The 20739-nt window shown below is 44.0% G+C and carries 25 protein-coding genes; 5 read left to right on the plus strand and 20 right to left on the minus strand.

The features are described from left to right. Window positions 1–245 precede the first annotated feature (245 nt). A complete protein-coding gene (locus tag B5M13_RS33525) occupies window positions 246–410 on the plus strand; it encodes a hypothetical protein (RefSeq protein WP_155297303.1) in 165 nt (54 codons plus the stop codon). An 81-nt stretch (window positions 411–491) separates the two neighbouring features. Here the strand turns inward: B5M13_RS33525 and B5M13_RS20375 are convergent, their stop codons facing one another. After that, window positions 492–1355 (minus strand): Rpn family recombination-promoting nuclease/putative transposase, encoded by an 864-nt coding sequence (locus B5M13_RS20375; RefSeq protein WP_080057412.1) that lies wholly within the window; start codon window positions 1353–1355, stop codon window positions 492–494. A gap of 126 nt (window positions 1356–1481) precedes the next feature. Between B5M13_RS20375 and B5M13_RS33740 the strand changes: the two genes are divergently transcribed. After that, complete coding sequence (locus B5M13_RS33740; RefSeq protein WP_170061163.1) at window positions 1482–1619, plus strand: hypothetical protein; 138 nt, start codon at window positions 1482–1484, stop codon at window positions 1617–1619. A 126-nt stretch (window positions 1620–1745) separates the two neighbouring features. On the opposite strand, the gene B5M13_RS20380 is transcribed toward B5M13_RS33740, so the two are convergent. After that, entirely contained in the window at window positions 1746–2402 is a 657-nt protein-coding gene (locus B5M13_RS20380; protein ID WP_080057413.1) for a hypothetical protein, read from the minus strand. Between the two features lie 128 nt (window positions 2403–2530). Here B5M13_RS20380 and B5M13_RS34460 point away from each other — a divergent pair, with 128 nt between their 5' ends. After that, on the plus strand, window positions 2531–2656 hold the full coding sequence (locus B5M13_RS34460; protein ID WP_262508052.1) for a hypothetical protein: 126 nt from the start codon (window positions 2531–2533) through the stop codon (window positions 2654–2656). Between the two features lie 151 nt (window positions 2657–2807). Here the strand turns inward: B5M13_RS34460 and B5M13_RS20385 are convergent, their stop codons facing one another. From B5M13_RS20385 to B5M13_RS20445, 12 genes are all read right to left on the minus strand, one after another. Beyond that, window positions 2808–3029: a hypothetical protein gene (locus tag B5M13_RS20385; RefSeq protein WP_155297304.1), complete on the minus strand. Its 222-nt coding sequence runs from the start codon at window positions 3027–3029 to the stop codon at window positions 2808–2810. A gap of 451 nt (window positions 3030–3480) precedes the next feature. Next, window positions 3481–4281, minus strand: coding sequence for an IS3 family transposase (locus tag B5M13_RS20395; protein WP_170061164.1), 801 nt, complete (start codon window positions 4279–4281; stop codon window positions 3481–3483). A 37-nt stretch (window positions 4282–4318) separates the two neighbouring features. Continuing rightward, the gene (locus tag B5M13_RS20400; protein WP_080057416.1) at window positions 4319–4570 is read right to left on the minus strand and encodes a transposase; all 252 of its coding nucleotides are present in this window, start codon (window positions 4568–4570) and stop codon (window positions 4319–4321) included. A 47-nt stretch (window positions 4571–4617) separates the two neighbouring features. Next, a complete protein-coding gene (locus B5M13_RS20405) occupies window positions 4618–5424 on the minus strand; it encodes a tetratricopeptide repeat protein (protein WP_080057417.1) in 807 nt (268 codons plus the stop codon). Between the two features lie 236 nt (window positions 5425–5660). Continuing rightward, the gene (locus tag B5M13_RS20410; RefSeq protein ID WP_080057418.1) at window positions 5661–6524 is read right to left on the minus strand and encodes an Rpn family recombination-promoting nuclease/putative transposase; all 864 of its coding nucleotides are present in this window, start codon (window positions 6522–6524) and stop codon (window positions 5661–5663) included. Between the two features lie 680 nt (window positions 6525–7204). Continuing rightward, window positions 7205–8077 carry an Rpn family recombination-promoting nuclease/putative transposase gene (locus B5M13_RS20415; RefSeq protein ID WP_080057419.1) on the minus strand — a complete coding sequence of 291 codons (873 nt, stop codon included), beginning with the start codon at window positions 8075–8077 and terminating at the stop codon, window positions 7205–7207. A gap of 379 nt (window positions 8078–8456) precedes the next feature. Then, window positions 8457–8999, minus strand: a complete 543-nt coding sequence (locus B5M13_RS20420; protein WP_080057420.1) for a hypothetical protein — start codon at window positions 8997–8999, stop codon at window positions 8457–8459. A 338-nt stretch (window positions 9000–9337) separates the two neighbouring features. Further along, window positions 9338–9889 (minus strand): hypothetical protein, encoded by a 552-nt coding sequence (locus B5M13_RS20425; RefSeq protein ID WP_080057421.1) that lies wholly within the window; start codon window positions 9887–9889, stop codon window positions 9338–9340. Window positions 9890–10179: 290 nt separating this feature from the next. Beyond that, complete coding sequence (locus tag B5M13_RS20430; RefSeq protein WP_080057422.1) at window positions 10180–10776, minus strand: hypothetical protein; 597 nt, start codon at window positions 10774–10776, stop codon at window positions 10180–10182. Window positions 10777–11073: 297 nt separating this feature from the next. Continuing rightward, entirely contained in the window at window positions 11074–11559 is a 486-nt protein-coding gene (locus B5M13_RS20435; protein WP_080057423.1) for a hypothetical protein, read from the minus strand. A gap of 908 nt (window positions 11560–12467) precedes the next feature. Next, complete coding sequence (locus B5M13_RS20440) at window positions 12468–13151, minus strand: DUF4595 domain-containing protein (RefSeq protein WP_170061165.1); 684 nt, start codon at window positions 13149–13151, stop codon at window positions 12468–12470. Beyond that, window positions 13099–13872 carry an IS5 family transposase gene (locus B5M13_RS20445; RefSeq protein WP_245859408.1) on the minus strand — a complete coding sequence of 258 codons (774 nt, stop codon included), beginning with the start codon at window positions 13870–13872 and terminating at the stop codon, window positions 13099–13101. Before B5M13_RS20445 ends, B5M13_RS20440 begins: the two co-directional genes overlap by 53 nt. Window positions 13873–13914: 42 nt before the next feature. Between B5M13_RS20445 and B5M13_RS20450 the strand changes: the two genes are divergently transcribed. Beyond that, entirely contained in the window at window positions 13915–14268 is a 354-nt protein-coding gene (locus B5M13_RS20450; protein WP_080055084.1) for a hypothetical protein, read from the plus strand. A 360-nt stretch (window positions 14269–14628) separates the two neighbouring features. On the opposite strand, the gene B5M13_RS20455 is transcribed toward B5M13_RS20450, so the two are convergent. Beyond that, window positions 14629–15108: a lipocalin-like domain-containing protein gene (locus tag B5M13_RS20455; protein ID WP_080057425.1), complete on the minus strand. Its 480-nt coding sequence runs from the start codon at window positions 15106–15108 to the stop codon at window positions 14629–14631. Window positions 15109–15591: 483 nt separating this feature from the next. Between B5M13_RS20455 and B5M13_RS20460 the strand changes: the two genes are divergently transcribed. Beyond that, the gene (locus B5M13_RS20460) at window positions 15592–15795 is read left to right on the plus strand and encodes a hypothetical protein (protein WP_080057426.1); all 204 of its coding nucleotides are present in this window, start codon (window positions 15592–15594) and stop codon (window positions 15793–15795) included. Between the two features lie 1089 nt (window positions 15796–16884). Here B5M13_RS20460 and B5M13_RS20470 read toward each other — a convergent pair. From B5M13_RS20470 to B5M13_RS20490, 5 genes are all read right to left on the minus strand, one after another. Continuing rightward, complete coding sequence (locus tag B5M13_RS20470) at window positions 16885–17424, minus strand: hypothetical protein (protein ID WP_080057428.1); 540 nt, start codon at window positions 17422–17424, stop codon at window positions 16885–16887. 368 nt (window positions 17425–17792) lie between these two features. Next, entirely contained in the window at window positions 17793–18245 is a 453-nt protein-coding gene (locus B5M13_RS20475) for a hypothetical protein (RefSeq protein WP_080057429.1), read from the minus strand. Between the two features lie 329 nt (window positions 18246–18574). Next, window positions 18575–18895 (minus strand): hypothetical protein, encoded by a 321-nt coding sequence (locus tag B5M13_RS20480; RefSeq protein WP_155297306.1) that lies wholly within the window; start codon window positions 18893–18895, stop codon window positions 18575–18577. A 450-nt stretch (window positions 18896–19345) separates the two neighbouring features. Then, on the minus strand, window positions 19346–19882 hold the full coding sequence (locus tag B5M13_RS20485; RefSeq protein WP_080057431.1) for a restriction endonuclease: 537 nt from the start codon (window positions 19880–19882) through the stop codon (window positions 19346–19348). 3 nt (window positions 19883–19885) lie between these two features. After that, the gene (locus tag B5M13_RS20490; RefSeq protein ID WP_155297307.1) at window positions 19886–20725 is read right to left on the minus strand and encodes a TIR domain-containing protein; all 840 of its coding nucleotides are present in this window, start codon (window positions 20723–20725) and stop codon (window positions 19886–19888) included. Between the last annotated feature and the right edge of the window lie 14 nt (window positions 20726–20739).

Consider the following 20739-nt stretch of genomic DNA (forward strand, 5'->3'; position numbering starts at 1 on the left):
CGAACGTAGTGCCTGCCTTTACACCCCTGTTTGGTTGGGCTGCCTTAGCTTCCCAACCGGCGAGCATCCTGTCGCTGGAACGGTGACAGGCGCGAAGCGGGCAAAACGCACGAAATCCGCTTAAAGACCAGCGTGAAGCCTCACACTACGTATCTGCTTTTTGTCAGGCTTCCTTTTGGAGCGGTTGGCTTGTCACAAAGAACATAGCAAACTCGCTTTTAGCTGACCTCACCGGGGCGCTCCTCGTGTCGACCGAGACCCGAAAGGCCACCCAACTCCGGCGTTTGTGCTGTCGACAGAAAGCCGCCGAACGAACCAAACAGTCGGCCTTCGGGACGCGCTCACTGTCGCACGACACTGACCACTACGTTACAGCTTGTTGCGGTTCACCCAACGACCCTGAGGGTTGATGGTGAGGAACGAACCTTTACACCCCTGCCCGGTTGGGCTGTCAAAGTTTGACTTTGCGGACTACTACCTGTCGCAGGAAGCTAACCTTGCAAATTATTTGTTAGCCGGTGCTGAATTTCAAGTACAAAGTCAATACTAACTGAACTGTCTTCTGCTATCTCCTCGACTGTCAGTTTACCACGCTTTAATAATTTCGTAACAGCCTCGGTTTTTATCGACACTTCAGCTTCTCGAATTTTTTGTTTCTCAGCCTTCACCGCTTCGGCATTAGCCGCTGTCACACGAGCAAAGTAAGCCCTTTCTTCAGGAGTCATCTTCCGCGTGTCTAACTCATCAATCGCCCGCTTGAGCCATTCCTCATTCCAGAAAGCGGGATACTGAGTCGGTTCGGTCGTATGGAGCGTCTTCATCGTATATACCAGTTTATCTAAGTCAGTTTCTATCTCAGCAACCTGTTTGTTAAACTTACTCAATTCTACCGTAATGAACGTCATCTGGCTATCAATGATTTCACCCGCTTCGCTCCTCAAATTGGCAATCGTATGGAAATTAGCAGTTGGTAAAATGCTCTTCGCCAGAATGGCAATGGCGTATATTTTGGGCAAGTTGGCATAATCAAACTCACCCCGCTCCACCACTGTATTGAACTTGTGTAGGGCATAAAACTTCATACGCTGCACAAAATGAGGTGCAAATCCTAACTGCATTTCGACAATGAACTGACTGCCGTTTTCATCGGTACAAGCCAAATCAAAAATGCCGCTTCGACTGTCAATAGTTAGTGCCTCAAATACGTTTTTGTCGAACCTAACGTCTCGAATGGGCGTCTCGGATTTGATGAGCGCCTGTAAAGCGGTACGAAGGAATAAGCTATCAGCTTCGTTACCGAAAGTGGCTTTGAAACCGTAGTCCGAAATAATGGGAATGTATATACCTGTTTCCATCCGGCAAAGGTACTCAATCAACGCACTTTCTACTTTTGTCAGCCCGGCCCTGTCAGAGTGTATACCCTGTCACACGCTACGGGGCAAAATCACCTTTTGTCAGCCTGCCCAACTGGGGCGTTTCTCATGTCAACTGAAACCCGCCCAACGCGCCAAAACCGCTTGCCTATCGGAGCCGTGCGGCCTGTCGCCGGAGCGACGGCATACACGAACCTTTTTTATACCTGTCTGGCGCACCCAACACCCATGAGGGTTGATGGATGATGACACTACGTCATTGAACAAAAGTAGTTTCCAACCTTTACACCCTCATTTGGTCGGGCTGCAAAGCATCCCTCGGGACGTGCTTCCTGTCGCCGGGAAGCCTGACCATGCGAAGCGAAATCACTCCTATTGATATAGCACCTTTTCAATCTCAATGTTAGGAAAGTTCAGCTTGACATAAGCCACAAATTCAGAGTTACCATGTTGGCTATCCAATGCCCAAATTCTTGTTTGGCTGGGATGGCTGATAAACTCCAAAATTCCTTCACTAACTTTCAGTTTATCAATCCAACCAATGATTTGGGTATTGATAAACTCTGTCAACTTTCGAAACTTGTACTCATCCAAGCCATAAATGTTACAGGCGTTACTATTTATAATTAACGATTCTGTGCTGTCTTGGTCAATACGTTCTTCTTCCTCTCCAAATATGTGTTTAACCTTAATTTGTTTTGGGTCAGCGCTGTACTTGTGATAAAAGAGTCCCGTATGCCCAAATAAAAAGCCTTTTGTTTTACTCATCTTGGCAATTTGTTTTGAATAGAAAGCTGGTAAGATTTCTAGCAGAACCCATTCGCCCGGTGTGTTACTACGACTTGACCAAAAACTAATCTCAAGCTTTAATACATTATCGCTGTACGTGATTTTGGGCCTTGACCGTGAATATTTAAAGCTTCTCTTCTCGTAATACTTTCCCAGTTCGTCGCAAACCGCTTGAAATATCTCTTGGCAGGGAGTATATTTTGAATGCGTAAATAAAGGCTTATTGTTTGTCAAATTCATTCCTGTCAAAACTGTGTTTTGTCACGCATATTTACCTTCAAATATTGAGTTCGACCAAATCAGACGTTCGCTCTGTCAACCGAAACCTAGAAATGGAAGCCTAAACCTGACCAACCGGGGCGTTTACTTTGTCACACGGAACCCGCCCAACGAGCCAGAAAAACCTGACTGTCGAGACGTACGCCCTGTCGACCGACGGCCAACGCTACGTTGTTTTTCAGCTTGTTGCATCACCCAACGACCCTGAGGGTTGATGGATAAGGACGCTACGTTACTGAACAAGAAGACTCCTAACCTTTACACCCTCATTTGGTTGGGTTGCCCCGCTTTCCCTCGGGGCGTGCCCCCTGTCGCCCGCAGGGTGACAGCCGCGAAGCGAGCAAAACGCACTGTCCGCTATTTCTATTAATCAGTTTTGGGTCCTAAAAAATACTGATTGATAAATTTAGTATAACCTTCTGAGTGATAAACATACCCTTTGATGTCGTTCAGAACCCAAAGAATATTTGGGTATTCTTCTTTTAGTGAAGCATCGCTCTCAAATTTTCTTGTTACAAATTCAATTACTTTATCGACCTCATGGCCTAAAGTGACCATATCTCTATCAAGAACACAAGCCGCATCCATGTGGGTCGCATTATATTTGGCCGCATACAAATCAAATACACTTCTAAATCGCCGATTGTATAAAGATAAAAGCAGAGTTGATATAGATTATCATGAATCCAAGTTTCCTCCTCACATTTTAGCTCTTCAGTAAAAATGGACTTGATTAGTGGACGGTCAGTTTTAGTAAAATCATATAAAAGGGCTTCCACTATTTCTGTACGAAAGACGAGGTTAGCATCCTCTAATTCTCCTTCTTGGTTCTTAACAGGTTTGAAAGCGAAAAAAGGGATTAAATTCGGCAGGAGTTCGCCATTATTCGATTGCCTGTAAGCCAAAATAAGTTGAGTGAGGTGGGCCGGTTTAGCCGGACACTTTGTCATTTAGAGTTTGAGTGAAATTAGCTTGGTAATACTGCTTCTCAAAATTAATCGGTGATTGATAGCCTAAGGCCGAATGTAAACGTCGGAGGTTATAATACATACCCTTCAATATAATTAAATAGCTCATCGTGAGCGTCTTGAAGATTATCAAAGCAACCATCTTCTAACAATTCAGCTTTCAGACGGCTCCACAAGGATTCCGCATGAGCATTCTGATAAGGGTTATCTTTCTCGGCCATGCTCTGGCGGCAAGCCCATTTGTCGAGCCATTTCTGAAAAACTTTACCGAAATACTGGCCACCTTGGTCCGAATGCACAATTAAGCCCGATTTGGGCCGCCGTAAGGCAGTAGCTTGATCGAAGGCCCTAATAATCAAGCTCTCTTCCATCGTTAAATCGACACACCAACCGACAATCCGGCGCGAGAACAAGTCTAACCAACTCGCTAAATATACCCAATCTCCACCAGTAAGCGGTAGGTATGTTATATCCCCCACCCAAGCCTGATCAGGCCGAACAGGTATGCCCAGTTCCAGCAATAAATTGGGGCAGGGACGCAAGCCGTGACTTGAATCGGTAGTGCGGGGAACAAAACTGCGGGGCTGAATCGCTTGCCAATTGTGTTGTTCTATAAGCCGTCTGATTCGATGACGCCCCAATGCTATCCCCTCTTCAAGCAGCGCTTTCTGCACTCGACGACTACCATATCGTCGACGGTTTTCCCAGAAAATTTCCTGAATGTGAGTTGTCATCTGTTGATCGTTCTGGGAGACTTGAAAGGTTTGGCCGGATCGGTAAGCATAGTAACTACTTTTGCTGACTTCCAACGTGTTACACAACAATCTTATTGGAAAGTTGGGCTCTTCCTGCTGGATGAATTGGTAAATCAATCTCAGGTCTGTCGGCTGAAAATGGCGACAGCTTTTTTTAAAATCTCTCGCTCCATTTCGGTTTGACGGAGTTGTCGTTTGAGCGACTCCACTTCATCTTCCAAAGCGGATGATTGTTCTTTTCCCCCTTTGTTCTTTTTTCAGCCGCCCGCCAGGCATGGATGATGCTATCGCTGATGCCCATTTTACGAGCTACGGCAAGGATGGGTTCGCCGTTGGCAACCAGGCGCAGCACATCGGCTTTGAATTCAGCGGTGTACTTTCGTTTGGGAGTTGAATGTTTGGCCATTTGACACGAAGTTAAAAAAGTTTCGTGTCCGGATTTTTAGGACCATCTCAACTCACTGGTTGATAAGCATACGTAAAGTATTTAATTGCCTTATCGAGTAGTCCTTTTTTTAAATAAAGGTGGGCCAAATATTCGTCCGAATTAGAATCTCGATTTAATTCCTTTTGGTTGATTACTCGAACGCTCTCCTCATACCAATATATGGCTGAATCTAGATTGTATTTAACGTTCTTGGCATCTCCATACAAACTACAGAGACTAGAATAAGCACGAGCCTCGTCTAAATTAGCCGCTGCTTTCCATAAAGAAGTTGTAGAATCTAAGTTCTTGTTTACTCCCAACCCGCTCAAGTAAGCAGCACCTAAATTATATTTTGCTTCGCCGTCTCCATTTATACTCGCAAGCTTCTGCCATTTTATATACTCAGAAGTATCTTTCTTCACTAACAAGGCAAACATAGCCCATCTGGTTTGTGCTTCTGGTAAACCTTGCTCTGCCGCATTTTTGATAAAAGGCAACGGCTTAGTAAAATCGGCGCTTATATCACTTAGTACGAATTTTGCCTCTAATGAACCGGCTGCTTTTGCTTGAGCCAATATGGCGTAAGCTCGTGCCTGATTATCTTTGTATTGCTCACGGTACTTAATATAAAAGCGTGCAGCCGCTACTTGCGCTTCTATTTTATTCGTTTTTTCAAGTTTTTGGTATAGCATCTCTGCTTTTTTATACCACAATAAACCATCCAATCGTTTAGCCTCGATAATTAATTTAGTTACATCCTTAGAGGCCGGTTGTCCTGATACACACTGATTAAATAAAACACAAATAAAAAAGACACTCAGTATATGATTCATTTATAAGATTTTTTGTGAGCCAAAAAGTTGCCCTGTGGGACGCGCTTACTGTCGCCGAGACGCTGGTAAACACTCATTTTTTACTGCTTGTGCTTTGCACCCAACGACCATGAGGGTTGATGGATGAGCGCAAAACTATACTGAACGCGAGCGACTTGCACCTTTACACCCTCATTTGGTTGCGCTGCATGGCTTCGACTTAGGGACGTGCTGCCTGTCACAGGAGACGCTGAATACTAATTGACAGATAATTGAGCCTGAATCTGAGCTACAAACTCAGCCGACACATTTGCCAATTTTGCTGCTTGTTCAACAGTTAGACCCATTTGGAGTGCATTCCTAACGGTTTCGCTTTTCACCAGATTTTCTCTACGTTCCTCGGCTTCCTGAATTTTTTGCTTCTCAGCCTTGACTGCTTCAGCGTTAGCTGCTGTTACACGAGCAAAATACGCTCGTTCCTCTGGAGTCATTTTTCGCGTGTCCAATTCATCAATGGCCCGCTTCAGCCATTCCTCGTTCCAAAATGCGGGATATTGCGTGGGTTCTGTTGTATGAAGCGTCTTCATTGTGTATACCAGTTTATCTAAATCGGTCTCTATCTCAGTTACAAGCTTGTTAAATTTAGCCAATTCTACTGTGATAAACGTCATCTGCTCATCGATGATTTCACCTTGTTCGCTCCGTAAATTGGCCACCGTATGAAAATGAGCGGTTGGTAAAATACTCTTCGCCAAAATGGCGATAGCGTAGATCTTGGGCAGATTGGCATAGTCAAACTCACCTCGCTCTACCACTGTATTGAACTTGTGTAAAGCGTAAAACTTCATCCGCTGCACAAAATACGGGGCTAAGCCCAACTGCATTTCCACGATAAACTGACTGCCGTTTTCGTCGGTGCAGGCTAAATCAAAAATGCCGCTACGGCTGTCAATAGTTAATGCCTCAAATACGTTTTTATCGAATCTAACTTCCCGAATAGGGGTGTCCGACTTTATGAGTGCCTGCAAGGCGGTACGCAAAAACAAACTGTCGGCTTCGTTACCAAAAGTGGCCTTAAAACCGTAATCGGAAATAATAGGAATATAAACGCCTGCATCCATGCGACAAAGTTACAGGAAACTTGACAGTGTTCAATCCGTAAGCTAGAACCTAAAAATACAAGTTCAAACTTACCGAACTGGGGCGATTCTCGTGTCAACCAAAGCCAGCTAACGAGCCAAACAGCCAGCCTTTCGAGCCGTGCGACCTGTCGACCGAGGCCCGCAAACACGCCACTCTTTTTGTTCATCACCCAACGACCATGAGGGTTGATGGATGAGCGCAAAACTATACTGAACGCGAGCGACTTGCACCTTTACACCCTCATTTGGTTGCGCTGCAAACCTGCCGACGGGACGTGCGTCCTGTCACCAGACAGGGAAGCCACGCGGAGCGGATCAACCACGCACGCAACCGCTTAAAACCGAGCGCGAAGCTCTTTTACTACGTTGCCGCGGAGCGATTGCCCTGTCGACCGTTAGCTACCAACCGCGCTTTTGTCAGCCTGCCCAATCGGGGCGATTCTGGTGTCGACCGAAACCCGACTGACGAGCCAAAATTCCCTGTCGCGGGACGATTGCCCTGTCGACCGAGGCACGGCCATCACGGTGTTTTTCAGCTTGTTGCAACACCCAACACCTCCATGTGCTGATGACGACCGTAGGGAGACATTTACACACATGGGATGTTGGGCTGTCAAACTTTGACTTTGGGACGTGCTACCTGTCGGTGGAAAGCCAACCTATTCGTTTGCAGCGATTTTTTGACTGATTGATTCAGCTACTGGGACGGAAACACCTGCTAATTTTGCGCTTTGTTCGAGAGTTAGCCCCATGCTCAAGGCGGTTTTTATAGTTTCGATTTCCTTCTGTTCTACGGCCTCCTGAACTTTCTTCTTTTCATTCTTAACTGCCAGTGCGTTAGCCGAAATCGTCATTTCATAACTCAATCGCTGTTCAGGAGTCAAAGCTCGCTTGTCTAATTCATGTATAGCTAGCTGTAGCCACTCCTCATTCCAAAAAGGGGGGAACTGGGTTGGCTCACTTACTTCGTGTATCGTTTTCATCGTATAAATCAGTTTATCGAGGTCACTTTGAATCTCAAATAAGCTTTTCTTGAACTTGTCCAACTCCACTGTAATAAACGTCATTTGGTCGTCTATCAGTTCGTCGTTCTGATTTTTCAACACAGCAATGTTTTGATAGTCAGTAACCTCCGAAAAAATACTGATAGATAAAATGCCGATGCAATATATTTTTGGCAAATCGTCAAACTCATAATCGCCTTTCCGAATCAGCGTGTTGAGTCGGTAAAACGAATAAAATTTCATACGTTGAATAAACTCTGGGTATTCGCTCAACTGCATTTCTACAATGAACTCGTTACCCCGCTCATCTTTGCAAAACAGGTCATAGATTCCGCTCCGACTATCACGAGTTACGCCCTTGATTTCGTTCTGGATGAATGTCACCTGCTCAATGGTAACTGGCGAATTGATGAGAACCTGCAATGCTTTCCGCAAAAATCTCGTGTCTGACTCGTTGCCGAAGGTAGCCTTGAATCCATAATCTGAGACAAGCGGAATGAATCGTTCATTGTCGTTGTACAAGTCCATGCGGTAAAGGTAGCGAAAACCGGAGCGTTTCCTTTGTCGCAGGAAAGTCGGTTTAGAAACTCAAACTTGCCTAATTCTGGCGTTTCCAGTGTCAACCGAAACTAACCAACGAGCCAGAAGCTGCCTTGTAGGAAAGTGCTTATTATCGACCAAAGCAGATCAACGAACCCAAAAGTCTGTCTGTTCGAGACGCGCAAGTTGTCAACGAGAAGCTGGAACTCACGCATTTTTTTACTTGTCTGGCGCACCCAACGACCATGAGGGTTGATGGATGAGGACGCTACGTTACTGAACAACAAGACTCCCAACCTTTACACCCTCATTTGGTTGGGCTGCCTAGCTTCCTTCAGTACGTGCATCCTGTCGCCCACAACCTGCCCTACTTAAATTTACTGTTCCTCATAAAAGCCTGTAACTCGTTCAAGATTTCAAGCTGATGCTCTGCTTTTACTCGCGAGCGATTGGCAATATCTGAGAAGCCCTCAATAACGCGTGCTTTTTTGTCAACTGCACGTTCGACAAACTTCTTTACTTCATCAAGAAACTGACCTTGTTTAGCAAAGACTTCTTCTTGTTTCTGGTAGGACTCAATATGCCGCATCAGGAACGTAGTTAGTTCCTCTGAATTGTACGGCCGCTTTTGCGTTGCGATTTTGTCACAAGTAAAAGTGTAAACGGCATCGTCCAGATATGTTGATATTGTCAGTTTGCTCCTGTTACCTACTGATTGCTGCTCATAATCTGCATCTTCTTGAAAAGCAACTAACTTTTCGAGCTTGCTAACATCAAGGTCAGACGCATCAACATTTGTCAGAATCCAAACCTGAACAGCATCAGGTTGGTTTGGCTGGAAGCCCCAGTGTAAATATTCTTCCAACTCAAGGTTAGAACCGCTGATTTTGTACGATTTAATTACGCTCATTAGAACCGTTTTTGCAAAGCTTAACAAACTCCGGCGTTTGCCCTGTCAGCCGAAACCTGCCTAGTTAGTGTCAGACTGCACTTGCCGGGGCATTCACTTTGTCACACGCAACCCGCCGAACGAGTAAAAACCTGCCCACTGCGGCCTGCAACCTGTCGCCCGGAATCCACTACGTAAGCACTTTATGGCTGGTTCACCCAACAACCATGAGTGTTGATGGTGATCTCGAAACTCAACTGAACAAACGTACCCAAACCTTTACACACTCATCATGTTGGGCTGTCAGCTTCCTGCGGGACGTGCATCTTGTCAGCGGAAGCCTGCCTGCGCGGAGCGTATTACTTTTGAACTGTATTCCGATTTGTCAAAATCTCCCGCGCTGCTTGCAATGCTTCTGGTACATACTTTTTTTCCTGTAGAATAGTCTCAAGTTCACTGTCAGTGTACTTCGCGTAACGAGTTTTGAACTTGCTAATTTCTTCTGCTTGTTGGGCTTTTCGGTTTTTCTCAACCCGCTCTGGAGAGGGGCCAATTAAAGCAATTAAGACTTTATTAGCTTGATTGCGATTAAGAAAATACGTGAGCAAGACAACCACGAAGACAACCGGAGAAAAGTAAACCATCAAACTACCAATACCAAACCCAGTCGTTACTTCGGCAGGGATGAAGTTTATAAGGTTAAATAAGCCCAGTCCTAAAGTCAACACTAGTAGATATTTATAAAGTGGACGAGCAATAAAAAAACAAATTACCGTAATAGTAAGCACGACAAAGGCTCCATACTGGTTACCAGAAAGGTCAACCCCGCCTTGTAAGGCAATGCTAATTGTCCATAGACAGCACACAATGAGTACTAAAACGGGTATCAACTGTTTGTATTTGTGTTGCATAGGCTTTTTTGATTAACTATTGGCTTTTTCAGGCATTCGTCCTGTCAACCGGAACCCCGACCAACGAGCTAAAAGCTGACCCTTTGAGACGTGCGCCCTGTCGCCGGTGACCTGCCTTTAACTCCCATTTTGGACCCGCACCCAACACCCCTGAGTGCTGATGGCCTAATAAGCTACTTGAAAAAATGCACGTACCCGCTGCCTTTACACACTCAGCGGGTTGGGCTGCCAACTTTCCTGCGGGGCGTGCTGCCTGTCACCGGAAAGCAACCTTGTACAAAATCTCTATCTTACTTAATCAAACTATTCTGTTTTTCTACAACCTTGAGAATTTTGTCTGACTGCTCAAATACAGGTATATCTTCAAAAGCCACTCCAAATTCTAAATAAAATACCCTGTTACCAGTGCGACCCCATCTATAATTTTTAGACCAAACGTCATCCAACCTTTTTAGTACATCGCGGAGATGCCTTTTTTTAAAGAAACCAACAATCAATTTTGCACTTTTTTCATTTGGCAATACCCATTCTTCAACCAAAATATCCGTGCTGTCAGGTATAGTGCCAATATTAGTTGAATAGACGGTGGCTACACTTGAAAATACATTAGTTTTATAAGCTTTGTTCATGGTTCTGAACAAGACCCTTCTGTAATAGTCAGCCATTTCTTTGCCCATGTCGTCACGGTAGAAATAGCCCCATGTCGCCCTATAGATTTTCATTTCCTTATTTAAATCAAGTAAAACCTTACTTAAAATAGATGGAACAGGTGGCTTTTTTCTGCTGATGTATAGCGTATCAATCGAAATGGATTGTGCATTAAGCGTCTGAAGTGTAACACAAAACACACAAATTACAATTACTCTGCTAAACACGACAAGTTTCATCTGTTTATGAATTAGATAAAGTCTCCTGGCCGGAGCGATTGGCCTGTCAACCGAAACCCGACTAACTAGCCCCAAACCTACCTAATGAGACGTGCAACCTGTCGCCCGGAACCCGCCCATGACTCACATTTTGGCCGGGCCACCCAACGCCAACAAGGGTTGATGGCGCGCAAGTTAGCTCATTTCACTACGTGGCTCCCACCTTTTCACCCTTGTTTGGTTGGGCTGCCCCGCTTTCCTCCGGGACGTGCTGCCTGTCGCCGAGAACCTGCCCCACAACGAGTTATAGCACTTTCACTAGTGAAAAAGTCGACTAAAAATATTCTTCTTACGGTAATTGCCTTTCGTGTTTTCTACTAACTCCATTGCTAATATCCGAGTCGTGACAAACTCGGCTTGATTTGACCCTAGATGACCATAAGCCTTTTGGTCATCGCTGTAAATGCCCTTCGCGGTGATGACTAAAGACCTTTTCCAATATACTTCTAACACTTTACGAAACATCTTTTCCTGCTCAGAAGTCAAATGTAAAGTATCGACATTCAAGTCAATTTTGGTTGGCGGAACACATCGTTTATCAAATGAAGAGAAGTCCCAATATTCATCTATGCCTGAATAAATCCCTTTTGTAATTACCTCTTGATGTTTATGATTAGCCAAGTCACACACATCAATGATGGACTGCTGGTTACGCTCATCCGAGTGAATCGACTCTAGGACAATGCGCCTGTTACAAGCTAGTATAAAGAAACAAAAAGTAAGAAGGTAAAGCGTTTTGTTCATAAAATCGCATTCTATTGGAATACTTACCGTTGTCTAATAGAGTGTCCTATTCACTTTTAAGTTCTCCCAACTAGGCGTTTCTAGTGTCAACCGGAACCAACCAAACCGCCAATGCTCTCCTAACTGGGGCGATTCTCTTGTCCACAGGAGCCGCCTAACGAGCCAAAACCGCCCGGCTACGGGGCGTGCCTCCTGTCGCACACGAGCCCACCGCTAAGTCATTCGCTGTTTGGCATCACCCAACGACCATGAGGGTTGATGGATGAGCGCAAAACTATACTGAACGCGAGCGACTTGCACCTTTACACCCTCATTTGGTTGGGCTGCAAACTTTCCTTCGGGGGCGTGCTGCCTGTCGCACGAGGCCAACCCACGCGGAGCGGATCAACCACGCACGCAACCGCTTAAAACCGAGAGCGAAGCTCTTTTACTACGTTGCCGCGGAGCGATTGCCCTGTCGACCGTTAGGTGCCAACCGCGCTTTTGTCAGCCTGCCAAACCGGGGCGTTGCCGATGTCGACCGAGACCCGACCGCTACGTTGTTTTTCAGCTTGACTATTCACCCAACGACCCAAGGGGTTGATGGATAATGAGACCACTCCAGACAACAAACAGAGCGTCAACCTTTACACCCCTTGCTGGTTGGGCTGCAAACTCTCCTCCAGGACGTGCTCCCTGTCAGCGAAAGCCTGCCCGCGCGGAGCGAGCAAAACGCACAGTCCGCTTTGAATAGACCAGCGCGAAGCTCAATCAAGCACTTAACCGCTTTTTGTCCAGCCTGCCTAATTTGGGCGTTTGTGGTGTCAACCAGTATTCAGCCAACGAGCTAAACCCTTGCTACTATAAGAAGTTACCTATTGGAAAAGTGGGTAGCTGCTCACACAAAATTATTTTGGTTTTTTACAAACTTATTGACAAGTGTAGCCTAACGAAACTGCTCTTGAAAATGTTGTCGACCCATACACGTCGTCAATTCTAATATGATTTACTTTCCCATCGCTATCGTACTTGTAGTTGTATTGCGAGGTTTTAACCGCTATGGTTGGTGCTAATGCTAAATAAACTGTTGATTTTTTAATCAAATTAGTTGGAGCTTTACCGCTCATTCCTGGTAACAAATCCCCAACCTGAATTCCATAGTATACTGGTGTAATACCGCCTTTTGGTTCAACTAAATCATAAGGGGGGAAATTAAAGGGCATAGTATTTTTCTGATCTAAATTATATTCGTTAGTAACTACACCACGCACACCATCAGAATAAGATACTATTGTGTAGGAAGTAGGATTGTCAGCCCCATTCGCGTATTGATAAGTGACTTTTACTTGATATTCGCTGGAAGATTTACTAATTAAGTAACCACTACTATTATACTGTAAGCTAGCTGATTGACTATTACCTGATGCATCCTTGTAGGAAACCTTAGTAATATACTTGTTATCATCAAGTATTAAGGTAGAGATTGGATTACTATCTGTTACTCCGGTTGAAGAAGTATAGATAATTTCAACTTGATTACTAGTATAATTAAGAGCCTGTTTAAAAATGCTTAAGAATTCGGTTGATGTTGGATAAATACACAAACGATTCATGGGAAGCAACTCCACATTCATAGTCCTTGCTGAGCCGTCGCGACCAGTTCATCCAAGCAAAGGTTCGCTCTACCTTCCAGCGCATAGGCACCACCTGGAAACCGGCCAACTCTTTTACTCTCACCACATCTAAAATTAACCCAAGGGACTTTTTAAGCCAGCGGGCTAACTTTTTGCCATAGGCACTGTCAGCTAAAATCTTACTCATTCGCTTATATCCTTGATCCGCTAAACGACTTAACACTGCTCGTGCTGCCGGACTATCATGCTGATTGGCAGCATGGACCACCACTACTAAAACTAAGCCCAATGTATCAACGACAATATGCCGTTTGCGTCCGTTGATTTTCTTATGCCCATCATAGCCTTTGGGAACGACGCCCCATTCACTACACTTAACACTCTGTGAATCAATGACACCCACGCTGGGTGAGCCCTCCCTCCCGGCTTTCTTTCGTCGACGTTCGACCAACTCTTTATTGAGTCTTTCCCACATACCATTATTGCGCCACTTCCAAAAGTAATAGTAGCATAAGGGCCAGGGTGGCAGATCGTTGGGTAAAAGTCGCCATTGGCATCCAGCTTTTGTTACATATAATAAGGCATTTAGAATAGTACGAAGGGAATACTTGCGTTTACGTTTGTCGGCCAGTATTTCTTCAATAACTTGCCAGGCAGAATCTGTCAGATCTGTGGGATACATCTGTTGTTGGATTAGCATACAAATTGATTACCCAAAAGATTCTTTCGACAGGAGTTTACCATGAACACCGAAGAATTCGTAGAAGTAATTAAAGTTGTCACTGAGCAATGCGCTCAAGCTACAATTGGCTCTTTATTAGTAGTTCCAGGCCGTAAGCCTGACGGCACTAAATTGGCTCTATCTCAATGGTATAACTCTTTAGGCGATATAGAGAAAGATAACGTGAACAAGATTATCAAAGAAGCAACTGCACAAACAACTTTTTCCTTTCTATGTGTTCTTGATGGAGTCACTGCCATTGAAGATGGCGAAAGCAAAGGGGCTCTTGAGCTTACATACATTGCGTCTGATGGGAGTCGGCTTTTGCTAAATAACCCAAACAATGAACATCTCCATGATGTGTTCAACAGTTAAAAGCCGTTTTTAAACAGGCTCTAAGCGTGTAAAATGCGCCTTCGCTAGTTGCTACTTTCGTTAGTTTACCCCCAGAATCATACAGATATTCTAATATTATGGAATTTGAATTTGGAACGGGTATTAAATATGTAGTAAGTAAACAGCCTAATGGTTGAACATCGGCTTCTTTTTCTTTACAACTAGTCAGTAAAAAATTTATTAAAAAAAACATAAATAAAGATAAACTCTTCATTGAATTTTGGGTAATATTTTTAAGTAAGTAATAGGTTTATTCGGAAAATCAATTCTCGACTAATGTGATACGGGATGTACCGCCTAGCGGCCGAAGTCTATCTAATTTTTCGACTTCTATAAAAATCACCGAAATAGTTGCCACGATTCTACAAATCCATTCGCAATATCCAGATCAAACGACCATTTAAAGGTAAGTATAAGATCTTTACTTAGTGTCGATGCAGGGATACTACGTGACATATTTAAATGTGTATCGTCTAGTTGCTGAATTGAATAACTATACTTACTCCCATTGGTTAATACCACATTTAGGGTTTGGTCCTTCAATGTCCACTTTCCATTAAAATCGGGCGCAGCTGTAAATGTGCCATCTTTTTTGAAATCCCATTTATAATTTTCGTAGCCTCCTATAAAAGTAGGATATGGAAGCCCTTCTTTACGGTAAATAAGCTCGGTTTTATTACTACCAACAAATTCTACTTTATCAACTTTCCAAACATGTGTAAGTAATCCAACCAAAGGACTTGGGGGAGTATCATCGGATTTTTTACAGGAAAATGAAACTAAGATCAAGAATAGGATTAAGTAGTTTTTTGTCTTCATAAGTAAAATTTACATCAACACTAAAGCTAAACAGATTAATCGTTTGTTCTGTCGAACCCAACCCGCCCAAACTCTACAAGCCCGAACTTGGGGCGTTTGGCTTGTCAACGGGAGCCGCCTAACGAACCCCAACGCTGGCCTGTCGAGGAGTGTGGCTTGTCGCACACAACCCATCCAACACCCACAGGGGTTGATGGATGGGAAAGCTACATCCCTGAGCAACAAGACTTTCAACCTTTACACCCCTGTTTGGTTGGGATGAAACCCTCCTTCGGGACGTGCGTCTTGTCAGCGGAAGCCCACCCATGCGGAGCGAGCAAAACGCACAATAACCGCTTAAAACCTCCGACTCTTGGGCTTGCTAAACGGCCCAAACAATCCTTCTAAAAGCATCATGCTAAGGACAAGTGTCCAACTAAACAGAGCCTTAAGAACGTCTTTTAGAGTTTCCATTTTTACGAATCAAATTTTGTCAGGCCACCGTTGCGGGACATTTACCCAGTTGCCAGCGACCTGCCCAACAAGCTGAAGCCTGACATTTGGGGCAGTTGGCTTGTCGACCGCAACCCGCCTAAAGAGCCCAAAGGTGGCCTGTCGGGACGTGCGCCCTGTCGCCGGAGCGATGGCATACACGAACCTTTTTATACCTGTCTGGCGCACCCAACGACCACAGGGGTTGATGGATGATGAAACCACCCAAGACAATAACCGAGGCCTCAACCTTTGCACCCCTGTTTGGTTGGGTTGCCGACTCTCCGACGGGACGTGCTCCCTGTCACAGGAAAGCTATCCTTGTAGGACTAAAACTATACTTGACTGACCCGTAACTGGTTGAACTTAAGCCAAGTTCTAGTTATGTAATACACAACTAGGAAAACATAGCCAATATATAAATAACCCATAAGTAGAAAAACTATTTCCTCACCCATTGCTATCAGTGTTGGCACCAAGGTAACGACAATGTTAAAAAGCTGGCTCAGTATTACCAACGTGCAAACACCCAGAATAGCTATAATAAGCTTGTTTGAGCTATAATCTCTATTCGTAAACAAAATGAGGGAGCTGAAATACAAAAAGACCAAGTTGGCGATTAGCGTCAGTGATGTATTAGCTAAATTGGGCCACTGGATGTATTCAATTTTACTGAGTGTAGCCCCCGTTGAGATAAGCAACATCAATACAATAATCACTCGGATAAATTTTAATAGAAAACTCTGCATAAAGGATTGATTTGAATCTGTTTACTGAGCCACAAAAAAAAGCTTCTTATGGAGCGGTTCTCGTGTCGCACGTTACGTTCTAAGTATCCAAACCGGGAAGGTTCTCGTGTCGCAGACGACCCAAAAAAGCGGCCTAACTCCGGCGTTTATTTTGTCGACCGGAAGCTGCCCAACGAGCCAAACTGCTTGACGTTGGGACGTGCTGACTGTCGCACGCGAGCCCGCAAACGAGCACTACCTTTTAGCCGATGCACCCAACGCCAACGGGTGTTGATAGTGGACACGAAACTCAACTGAACACACGTACTTACACCTTTACACCCTCGTTTGGTTAGGCTGCAAACTCTCCCTCGGGGCGGGCATCCTGTCACCGGAGCGGTGGCACTCACGTACTTTATGTCCGAAACACCCAACGCCAACAGGGGCTGATGGATGAGTACACAAGATAACTGAACGACTACAACTTGCAACCTTTACATCCCTGTTTGGTTGGGCTGACCCGCTCTCCCTCGGGACGTGCGTCCTGTCGACGGGAAGCCACCCCACGCGGAGCATATTATTTTTTTGGTCTGTTAAACCACTTGTAATCATTCCAAGGCTTCAACTTCTTCCAACGCTTTTGATAGTTAACTGAGTTTTGCTCGTCCACAAACGTCCCTCCAAGAGTAATCAATGTTTTTAATAGCGATTGAACGCCATAAAATTGATTTATTTCAACCTCAAACAGTATACAATTGCCTTCTACTTTAAAAGAAATTTCATAGAAAGGCAGATTGAAGAATAGAGACCGAACATACACAAAAGGAGTGAGTTTTTTATTGATGTCATCGCGCTTGCCGGCCAGCTTTTCGTAGTCATCAAAAGTAGACTCAGGGTATTTTGCTCTAAAATCAATTCGCTCCTGTAACAAGGTTCTGACCTGCTCAGAATCATTCCTCAAGGCATCGTTCACATCTTTTATACTCAGCAATAAAGGCAGATTGATGTCGGCAGTTATCCATAGTTTGAGTCCTGTCTGAGTGTCAAATTGGTGTTCAATTTCAGAAAACGGTGGTATGTCTGAGTCAAACTGTATCTTGTATGTTATAAGCCCCATTCTACTATAAAAGTGATTTTATGAAGCGTGAATTCCATTAAATTGTCTGTCGGGCGCTTATCCTGTCACACGCTACGTCAAAAACCCACTTTTTTCATACCCAACCGGGGCGCTTCTCGTGTCGACCGAAGCCGAAAAACGAGCCAAACAGTTCATCTGTCGAGCTGTGCGGTCTGTCGCCGAGATGCTGACTTACAAGCAACTGCTTTTACTGTCCACCCAACGACCACAGGGGTTGATGGATGAGGAAACCACTTCAGACAACGAACGTGGCGTCAATCTTTACACCCCTGTTTGGTTGGGCTGCAAACTTTCCTACGGGACGTGCTTCCTGTCACCAGAGAACGACCCCACGCGGGGCGAATGGACTACCAAATTACTACCTCGCTGAACGGCTGGTTGAAGTAGTCTTTGAAATCACGCACTTTTGACACACCTAACGGTTTGGACAAAGAAGAAAAATCTATTGTCAATAACCAAATAGCACTGCCTTCAGTCCAAGGGTCTGTAAGGACTAACGTCTTGTATTCGTCAATCATTTTCAGACCATAAATGTCTTTCAAGTCATCAACGACCCAAAGTGTGTGATTAAGTAGCCCTTTTATTACAAGCACCTCGCCACCTACCAAGCACCAATCATTGTTCTTTCCCACTAAGCCACAGGTTGGATCACCGTAGAACTGGAAGATACCTAATTCTTCTTTGGTGAGCTTATTGAACAGGTACGCATTTTCAAAACAATGGCCGAGTACCATTACTGTGTTTTCAAATAAGGTTTTGAAACAGGCCTCATCTTTAATGTATCCTTTATGATGTAGCATCTTTCAATTTGCCTAATATAAAAGGTCATACTGTCATCCGCAGCTAGACGAACAAGCAAAAGCCTGACCTCTAGAACGCGCTCCCTGTCACCGGAACGCTGAAAATGAACCTTAAGACTTGCCTAACGGGGCGGTCAAATTGTTGCACGAAAGCCCGAATTTGAAGTAATTCCTGGACGGGGCACCCAACGCCAACAGGGGCTGATGGTGGGCGCACAAGTTAATACAAACAACCGCACTTGAACCTTTACACCCCTGTTTGGTTGGGCTGCCAGCCTTCCCTCGGGACGTGCAACCTGTCGCAAGACAGGTGACACATGCGGAGCATTTTACTTTCGCCACTCATGGATACGGTAGCCAGTAGCTACGGAGTCCTTTGAGAAGTGGACGATAAGCCTTTTTGAGTAAACAGGGTCTTCCACGCCGTAATCAATGTCGATATTGTAAGCAATCTGACCTGTACTATCAAGCCCGTCTTGCGGCTGATTGAGAAGGTCAATCACCTCTTTGTAGGTTTTGCCTTTCAGGTTATAATGCTGAGTAAGGTCATCAATCATGTACTTTCGGTTGGGAAAAGTCATCAAATCGCCAACTTCATTCCATTTCTCTTTGTCAAACTTTTGCTGAGGTTGACATGAGAAAACAGCCATGAGGAGAAATACAAAAAAAGACTTTACCATTCTTAAAGTACTATTTGTCAGCCGAAACCCCGAACTGGAAACTAAGACCAGCCTAACTGGGGCGTTCCCTGTGTCACACGCAACCTGCCAAATCTATCAGCCCCCAAACAAGGGTTTACCCTTTCAGCCGAAAGCTGAAAATGAAAGCCCAAAAGCTTGCCTGTCCGAGACGTGCGCCCTGTCGCCGGAGCGATGGACTACACTCATTTTTATACCTGTCTGGCGCACCCAACGACCACGAGGGCTGATGGTGAACGAGCAAAATAGACTAAGCAAACACCGTTTCAACCTTTACACCCTCGTTTGGTTGGGCTGCTGACTTTCCCCCGGGACGGGCATCCTGTCGCCCGAAGGGTGACAGGCGCGAAGCGGACAACTACGCACGCAATCCGCTTAAATCCGAGCGACAAGCCAAACTCTCTAGTTCAAAGTTCGTCTAAGTGTTAGGTTGAGGTATTTGTCAGTTATCAGATTGATTAAATCATCTGTATTGGTAATTGCTAAGATTTCCGCCCTATCAATCACAATAACTTTGATTTTATCAGCTGTTAATGCGTCCATAATCACTGAGTTTGCATATCTATATCCATTCAGTTGTCCGGCAATTCCACTGGAAGAAATCAATAAACCTGTATTCGCACCACGGCTTCTCAATTTTGCAATAAATTCTCTACACTTGGCACTACTTAATGGGTTTGCTTCATTTTTGCATTCAGATATTAGTATTGGATCTAAAAAGTCAAATGGAGATCTTACACGGTTATTCCAAAAAACAACATCAAGCTCTTGGGCTCCAGTATTGTCTAATACATTCCTGTCAGCCACTCTCACTCCTTGAAATTTCTCTAGTAAATATATTGATAGATCTTCAAATATTTTTCCTTTAGCATCTGGATTAGGAGCTGCATCTGATCTATCCAGAAAATCTTGAATCCTTGCTTTATTATAATTTGGCATGGCTTAGGAATTTCCGTGAACAGCTCTGTTTCGTTTTTCAATAAGCATCTTCTCAAAGCCTTGGGATGCGATACCGTTAATAAAATCTTCTAGGTCAAAAAAAAGTATAGAATTGTAACCGGTTCCTAGATTATCAAAACGCTTATTATTACGATCAAGATAGAGAACAATAGCACCTTTTGCCTCTGACGTTTGCATATATTTTAATAACTGTTCTTCAGCTTGTAGAATCCGTTGGGCACTCAAGTTTCCAGTCTTGACTTCGACAAATATTGGATTACCAAAATAAGGAGTTAAATTTTTACTTCTAATTATAAAGTCAACCCCTTTATCAGCTATAGATTCGCTTATAGAAACATTCTGAACATCAATTTTGGAAAAGGTCTCCTTTATCAGATCGAATATTTTTCCCTCATCAGGGTTTTTACGCAGATTTGATATTCTTACTAATGTGTTTGTAGTTTCATCTACTGAAAGAGTATCATTTTCTTCTTTACGTATATTATATTTTTTCTTGCTTCCAATATCCTGGATGAAATTTTTCAGTGCAAGTTCAATTAGCGAAAAATCTTTAAAATTAGTCTGATAATAGAATTTTGTATCTAAGAAAAATGGTACTTTTAAGTTTTTATCGACAAGAATAAATGTTGGCTTTCTTAAACCTTCAGCAACACCTAATTCAAAAAGTACATTTGAATTATCGAATTCTAAAATTGCTATTACAAAATCAGAATCTCGGATTTTTCTTCTGATTAAATCAGAAAAAGTCGTACCTATTGAAAAGTCATAAAAACTATGATGCTTGATATTTTGGTTTTCGAGTAATGCCTCGACTTTAGTCAAGTCAAAATTAGCTG

The sequence above is a fragment of the Spirosoma aerolatum genome (assembly GCF_002056795.1).
Lineage (GTDB): Bacteria > Bacteroidota > Bacteroidia > Cytophagales > Spirosomataceae > Spirosoma > Spirosoma aerolatum.

Coding starts and splice junctions, on each gene's coding strand:
- B5M13_RS20375 (WP_080057412.1), bottom strand. CDS start 1,355: ATGGAAACAGGTATATACATTCCCATTATTTCGGACTACGGTTTCAAA.
- B5M13_RS33740 (WP_170061163.1), top strand. CDS start 1,482: ATGTCAACTGAAACCCGCCCAACGCGCCAAAACCGCTTGCCTATCGGA.
- B5M13_RS20380 (WP_080057413.1), bottom strand. CDS start 2,402: ATGAATTTGACAAACAATAAGCCTTTATTTACGCATTCAAAATATACT.
- B5M13_RS20385 (WP_155297304.1), bottom strand. CDS start 3,029: ATGGATGCGGCTTGTGTTCTTGATAGAGATATGGTCACTTTAGGCCAT.
- B5M13_RS20400 (WP_080057416.1), bottom strand. CDS start 4,570: ATGGCCAAACATTCAACTCCCAAACGAAAGTACACCGCTGAATTCAAA.
- B5M13_RS20405 (WP_080057417.1), bottom strand. CDS start 5,424: ATGAATCATATACTGAGTGTCTTTTTTATTTGTGTTTTATTTAATCAG.
- B5M13_RS20410 (WP_080057418.1), bottom strand. CDS start 6,524: ATGGATGCAGGCGTTTATATTCCTATTATTTCCGATTACGGTTTTAAG.
- B5M13_RS20415 (WP_080057419.1), bottom strand. CDS start 8,077: ATGGACTTGTACAACGACAATGAACGATTCATTCCGCTTGTCTCAGAT.
- B5M13_RS20420 (WP_080057420.1), bottom strand. CDS start 8,999: ATGAGCGTAATTAAATCGTACAAAATCAGCGGTTCTAACCTTGAGTTG.
- B5M13_RS20425 (WP_080057421.1), bottom strand. CDS start 9,889: ATGCAACACAAATACAAACAGTTGATACCCGTTTTAGTACTCATTGTG.
- B5M13_RS20430 (WP_080057422.1), bottom strand. CDS start 10,776: ATGAAACTTGTCGTGTTTAGCAGAGTAATTGTAATTTGTGTGTTTTGT.
- B5M13_RS20435 (WP_080057423.1), bottom strand. CDS start 11,559: ATGAACAAAACGCTTTACCTTCTTACTTTTTGTTTCTTTATACTAGCT.
- B5M13_RS20440 (WP_170061165.1), bottom strand. CDS start 13,151: ATGAATCGTTTGTGTATTTATCCAACATCAACCGAATTCTTAAGCATT.
- B5M13_RS20445 (WP_245859408.1), bottom strand. CDS start 13,872: ATGCTAATCCAACAACAGATGTATCCCACAGATCTGACAGATTCTGCC.
- B5M13_RS20450 (WP_080055084.1), top strand. CDS start 13,915: ATGAACACCGAAGAATTCGTAGAAGTAATTAAAGTTGTCACTGAGCAA.
- B5M13_RS20455 (WP_080057425.1), bottom strand. CDS start 15,108: ATGAAGACAAAAAACTACTTAATCCTATTCTTGATCTTAGTTTCATTT.
- B5M13_RS20470 (WP_080057428.1), bottom strand. CDS start 17,424: ATGGGGCTTATAACATACAAGATACAGTTTGACTCAGACATACCACCG.
- B5M13_RS20475 (WP_080057429.1), bottom strand. CDS start 18,245: ATGCTACATCATAAAGGATACATTAAAGATGAGGCCTGTTTCAAAACC.
- B5M13_RS20480 (WP_155297306.1), bottom strand. CDS start 18,895: ATGGCTGTTTTCTCATGTCAACCTCAGCAAAAGTTTGACAAAGAGAAA.
- B5M13_RS20485 (WP_080057431.1), bottom strand. CDS start 19,882: ATGCCAAATTATAATAAAGCAAGGATTCAAGATTTTCTGGATAGATCA.